This window comes from Rhodococcus sp. AW25M09 (genome assembly GCF_000333955.1).
GTDB lineage: Bacteria > Actinomycetota > Actinomycetes > Mycobacteriales > Mycobacteriaceae > Rhodococcoides.
This window is the reverse complement of the sequence record NZ_CAPS01000147.1, coordinates 1-3,205: the sequence shown is the minus strand read 5'-3', so window position 1 is coordinate 3,205 and position 3,205 is coordinate 1. Positions and strand designations below refer to the sequence as shown.

General features: G+C 65.0%; 3 protein-coding genes and 1 pseudogene. 2 read left to right on the top strand and 2 right to left on the bottom strand.

Annotated elements, in window-relative coordinates:
• Positions 1–363: 363 nt before the first annotated feature.
• Entirely contained in the window at positions 364–1,287 is a 924-nt protein-coding gene (locus tag RHODMAR_RS26635; protein ID WP_008720942.1) for a cation diffusion facilitator family transporter, read from the top strand.
• 179 nt (positions 1,288–1,466) lie between these two features.
• Here the strand turns inward: RHODMAR_RS26635 and RHODMAR_RS26630 are convergent, their stop codons facing one another.
• Both RHODMAR_RS26630 and RHODMAR_RS29340 read right to left on the bottom strand, forming a co-directional pair.
• Positions 1,467–1,880 (bottom strand): Rieske (2Fe-2S) protein, encoded by a 414-nt coding sequence (locus RHODMAR_RS26630; RefSeq protein WP_008720941.1) that lies wholly within the window; start codon positions 1,878–1,880, stop codon positions 1,467–1,469.
• A 185-nt stretch (positions 1,881–2,065) separates the two neighbouring features.
• Positions 2,066–2,380 (bottom strand): signal peptidase II, encoded by a 315-nt coding sequence (locus tag RHODMAR_RS29340; protein ID WP_232433776.1) that lies wholly within the window; start codon positions 2,378–2,380, stop codon positions 2,066–2,068.
• A 373-nt stretch (positions 2,381–2,753) separates the two neighbouring features.
• Here RHODMAR_RS29340 and RHODMAR_RS26620 point away from each other — a divergent pair.
• Positions 2,754–3,205 (top strand): annotated as a pseudogene (locus RHODMAR_RS26620) (apolipoprotein N-acyltransferase); the annotation flags it as partial.

The window sequence follows — 3,205 nt, the reverse complement described above, 5'->3', positions numbered from 1 at the left end:
TCGGGCCCGGATCGGGCAGACCCAACAGCACGAGCGCTTGCGACGTCGACATCGCTGCGAGCAGTGCAGCGACCACCGCGGCAATCGCTGCGCACAGCACCATCACCTGCGATCCGGAGCGTCGATCCACTGCGCCGCGGGTCGAATGGGCCGCTTCGGTGGCCATGGTGTGCGCCTCTTCCCGGTGGATCGTGTTTCCGGCATGGGCGCGAGGCAGTCCGACCTGCGCCGACAATGAACTACTACGAATGATAGTTGTACGAGTCCGGGCAGCCACCGCCGGATGATCCTTCAACACTTGCATGTATGCGCATATCGCAATATGTTGTCGTTCTGCGGATCTGACACGACGAAGGAGCAACGATGGGGCACGGACATGGCCACGGGATAGAGCCGGGTTCACCGGCCAGCGCGTCCGGTAAGCACCTCGGGCGACTGTGGATCGCTGTCGGTCTGGGGGCGGTCACCCTGGTGACGCAGGTCGTCGTCGGCCTGTCCACCTCGTCGCTGGCGTTGCTCTCCGATTCCGCACACGTGTTCACCGACGTGTTCGGGGTGCTGATGGCGATCGTGGCGATCACACTCGCACAGCGACGATCGACCAAGGCTGCCCGCACGTTCGGGCTCTACCGAGCCGAGGTGTTCGCCGCATTGTTCAATGCACTTCTGCTGTTCGGTGTGGCCGGTTGGATTCTCTACGAAGCCGCGCAACGCATCACGAATCCGCCCGAGGTCCCCGGCGTCCCGGTGATGGCGGTGGCCACCCTCGGGCTCGTGATGAACCTCATCGCGTTCGTCCTGCTGCGCAGCGGCGCCAAGGACAGCCTCAATGTTCGGGGTGCGTATCTCGAGGTGATGGCGGACATGCTCGGCTCGATCGGCGTACTGGTCAGCGGACTGGTCACCGTCCTGTTCGGGTGGCGGTACGCCGACCCGGTCATCGCGGTCGCCATCGGCGTGTTCGTCCTGCCACGCGCGTTCAACCTGGGCCGTCACGCCGTACGAATTCTGCTGCAACATGCTCCGGCGGGCATCGATGTCGCCGCCGTGGAAAGGGCCCTGACCGATGTCGACGATGTCGAAGAGGTGCACGATCTGCACATATGGACACTGACGTCGGGGATGGAGGTCGCGTCGGCGCATCTGACGGTCGCCCCGGAGGCCGAGACACCGCGGGTGCTCGCTGCAGCGCAGCAGGTTCTCCGCAACGAGTTCGGTCTCGAACACGCCACTGTGCAGGTCGAACCCCGGGAAGGCGAAGGCCGGTGCCGAGAGGTCAATTGGTAGGCAGGTCTCGACCCGGTGCGCGATCGGCACGCTGTGCTGTCGTCGACACGGCAGCGATGTACCGAACCGGCACCCGTCGGGTGGGGGCACAGAGTGGGTCCTCGAGTGCCGCACATCGGCCCGGTCGAGACCGTTCACCCCGAACCCGTCCACCTCGCATGTTCGCGCCCGGTGATGGATCAGTCGACGGTGAGGGTATCGACGGTTCTGGTCACGGCACGGTTCGGCAGTGGCTCGGTGGCGGGGCTGCGCATGACCGCCCCGTCGGTGATCGAGAACGCACTGTTGTGGCAGGGGCACTCGATCGTGCCGTTGCGAACTCGGTTCACTGTGCACCCTCGGTGAGAACAGATAGCCGAGAAGGCCCGGAAGATACCGGGTTCCGGTTGGGTGACGACGACCTGCCGGTCGGCGAGCACGATTCCACCGCCGACAGGAACATCGTTCACCGACAAGGTGACGGGACCGTCGGAAGCGGTGTCCTCACCGGACGGGGCTTCGCCGACGCTGCATCCGGCGGCAGTCAGGCACGCTGTAGCGCAGCTCGTAGCGAGAAAAATACGGCGCGGTAGCGCCGGGATGTCCTCGCTCATACAGCAGGCTCCCCTCGGTACGCCTCGGTGAGCGAGAGGCGACGATCGCGTGTCGGTGGTTGTAGTCGACTATGTTTCGAGCAGTTCCGGTGTCGATCACCCTCACTGTTCGAGCGGATCAGCATGATTGTCCTGTCGCGAATGTATGTGCACTGCAGGGCATTCGATTCGAACGCCGAGATATCTCATGCACGTTCACGATCCGGCGCTGTCGGGCACTGCGGGCAGAGGGGCAACCCTTGTGCCCTCTCGCGTGCCAGTGCCGCCCCGATCATCAGCACCACCCCGCAGGTGATGTAGATGTCGGCGAGGTTGAATGTCGGCCACCAACCGGTGTGAAAGTAGTCCGTGACCGCACCGTCGACAAGCCGGTCCAGAACGTTGGACAGCGCGCCGGCGAGGATCAACGCCAGCGCCACCGTGGTCCACTGCTCCCCGTGCCGAGCGCTGTGCCATCCGTAGGCCGCGACCCCGGCGGTGATCGTCGCCGTGACCGACACGATCACCCAGTAGGGGCAGCGAATTGCCCAGACTGAAGGCCATTCCGCGGTTGAAGGCGAGCCGCAATTCGAGGATCGGTAGTGGGATCGGAGAGCCGACCAATGCTTCTTGCGCCCAGTAGTCGACGGTCAGCGCGGTAGCGACCAATGTCAGCACGAGAGTCACTGCGTAAGCACGCAGCCGCGTGGGAGACGTGGTGGGCGAGCGGTTCACGGATCCTCGTTCTCGGGTGTGTATCTCGGACAGGTGCTGGGTGTCGACGGAAGGGGATCGGTCACCGCCGCAGAGTTGCCATCACATAAAATACTATGCACCATAGTAGTTGATGAACGGCAGAGGCTCCTCCGGTACCGGCTGCACGCGCGTGCCGTCATGAGATCGGCTCCCGGCATCGAGCCCGGGCCTCGACCTCTCGTCTACGACCCGAGCCGGGCGCGGTGGGTGACCGGCAGCAACGGAGTCCGCGCGTGGATCCGGCTCCTCGCCGCCGCCTCATCCGGGCTGATGTTGTATGCCACATTCCCGCCCATCGATCTGTGGTTTCTCGCTCCGGTAGCACTTGCAATGCTGCTGTTGGCTGTGCGCGGGCGAGGGGCGCGTGCGGGGGCCGGCTACGGCTTCGTCGCCGGCTCGGCGTTCTTCGTGCCTCTGCTGCCGTGGGTGGGGGAGTACGTCGGATCGGTGCCGTGGCTGGCGCTGTCCGTCGTTCAAGCACTCTTCGTGGCACTGTTCGGTGCGGTAGCGGATCGGATGTCCCGACTGCCGTGGGCGCCGGTCTGGGTGGCGAGCGCCTGGGTGGCGATGGAAGCGGCACGATCTCGGGT

Bases quoted from the DNA above. Each gene is read 5' to 3' on its own strand.
- RHODMAR_RS26630 (WP_008720941.1), bottom strand. From the start codon at position 1,880: ATGAGCGAGGACATCCCGGCGCTACCGCGCCGTATTTTTCTCGCTACG.
- RHODMAR_RS26635 (WP_008720942.1), top strand. From the start codon at position 364: ATGGGGCACGGACATGGCCACGGGATAGAGCCGGGTTCACCGGCCAGC.